This window comes from Microvirga tunisiensis, assembly GCF_009296175.1.
In the GTDB taxonomy this organism is placed as follows: Bacteria; Pseudomonadota; Alphaproteobacteria; order Rhizobiales; family Beijerinckiaceae; genus Microvirga; species Microvirga tunisiensis.
In genome coordinates this window covers 1-1,882 of the sequence record NZ_VOSK01000660.1, presented here as the reverse complement: position 1 = coordinate 1,882, position 1,882 = coordinate 1, and the positions used below count along the sequence as shown (strand labels likewise).

2 protein-coding genes are annotated in these 1,882 nt (G+C 64.3%); both read left to right on the top strand.

Annotated features, from left to right (window positions below; genetic code table 11):
- Positions 1-396: FIST C-terminal domain-containing protein (locus tag FS320_RS42570; protein ID WP_192926422.1), on the top strand; the 396-nt coding region annotated here is incomplete at its 5' end.
- Positions 363-1,882 (top strand): ATP-binding protein (locus FS320_RS49395; protein WP_244627749.1); only part of this gene is annotated, 1,520 nt, incomplete at its 3' end. The genes FS320_RS42570 and FS320_RS49395, both read left to right, overlap by 34 nt.

Genomic DNA, 1,882 nt, shown 5'->3' with positions numbered 1-1,882 from the left:
CTAGGGATCGACGTCGGTGCGGGTCATCGCCTGCGAGTGCCGCTCGCGGTGCAGGACGACGGCTCGGTGCTCTGCGCGTCGGAAGTCCCTGTCGGCAGTCTCGTGCGCATCATGCGCAGCTCGGAACACTCGGCGATCGATGCGGCCGAGAAAGCCACCGAGGCCGCCCTGCAAGGCTTGCGAAGCCATACTCCCAAAGCGGCGCTCTTCTTTGATTGCGTCGCGACCCGGCTTCGGCTGGGTGACCAATTCGGCTTCGAGCTGGGCGCGGTCAAAGACAGACTTGGCGATATCGACCTGGCCGGGTGCAACACGCATGGGCAGATCGCTCGGGCTAGCGGACAGTTCGATGGCTTCCACAATTGCACGGCAGTGGTCTGTATCTTTCCGGAGTAGAAAGCCTGTCGTGTCATTCAACCATTCGGCTGGTCAACGCGCTGGCTGATCCTCAGGGCCGCCTGGCGGGCGCAACAGAGCTCGCTCGCCATTGGGGGGCGGACGCGCTCCTTGTTCTCATCCGGGATCACGAACTCGGCGTCCTGAGACCCGCGCCCGGGTTTCCGCAGACGCTACCAGGGGGGCCGAGCTGGCGAACATTCCTGGCCCGCTGCGGCTCTCCCGGCGAAGTCAGCGGCAAAGTCGCGTTTCCCGATGCAGGCACCCTCACATCGGTCCGCGCCTTCGTCAGTGCTGATGGAACGGTCCTCGCCCTGATTGGTGGCAACCCAGCTCTGTCCTCCTCGGATCTCGATCCCGCTGCCTTTCCTCTCCTCACAGCTCTCTTGAAGGCCGAAAGTGCCTGCGCTGTAGCCTCTGGATTGGCCCTCGCAGCCAGTGATGCAACGCGACGTGCGACCGCTCTCGCCAAAGCACTCGACGGCGCGCGGGCGGAAATCGAGCTGAAGGCGGGGGACCTCCAACGAGCCTTGTCCGAGGCCGCGCGCCTGAATGACGCATTGCGCCATCTGAACGAGACGCTTGAACAACGGGTGGCGGAGCGCACCCACGAGTTGGAAGTCGAGATGGCTGAGCGCCGCAAGGCCGAGGCCGCCCTGGTCCAAGCCCAGAAGATGGAGGCCGTGGGCCAGTTGACCGGCGGTGTGGCGCATGACTTCAACAATCTGCTGACGATCGTGATCGGGGGCCTGGATACCATCGGGCGTCATCTTGCCTCCCTTCCGCCAACGCCGGCGACCAACCGGATTGAGCGGGCGAAGGACATGGCTCTCGAGGGATCCCGCCGCGCCGCGACGCTGACGCATCGGCTGCTCGCCTTTTCCCGCCGGCAGCCGCTTGATCCGAAGCCGGTCGACGTCAACAAGCTGGTGGCGGGCATGTCGGAGCTGTTCCGGCGGACGTTGGGCGAACCTGTCGCCTTGGAAGCCGTGTTGGCTGGCGGCTTGTGGCGCACGCACGCTGACGCCAATCAGCTGGAGAACGCGCTTCTGAACCTGGCTGTCAATGCCCGGGACGCCATGCCCAATGGCGGCAAGCTGACGATCGAGACGGCGAATGCCTTCTTGGACGAGGCCTACGCCGCCCAGGTGGTCGAAGGTGTATCCCCAGGCCAGTATGTTCTGATCGCCGTCACGGACACCGGCTTCGGTATGGATGCGGCGACACTCGAGAAGGTATTCGAGCCGTTCTTCACCACCAAGAAGGTCGGCAAGGGAACAGGCCTCGGCCTCAGTCAGGTCTATGGTTTCGTGCGCCAGTCCGGCGGGCACATCAGGATCTACAGCGAGCTCGGCGAGGGCACGACGGTCAAGATCTATCTGCCGCGTCTTCATGCCGCCGCTGCCGAGCAGCCAGAAGAGGACATCCGGCAGGATGTTGTGCCGACAGGCTGCGAGACCATCCTGGTGGTTGAAGACAACACGGA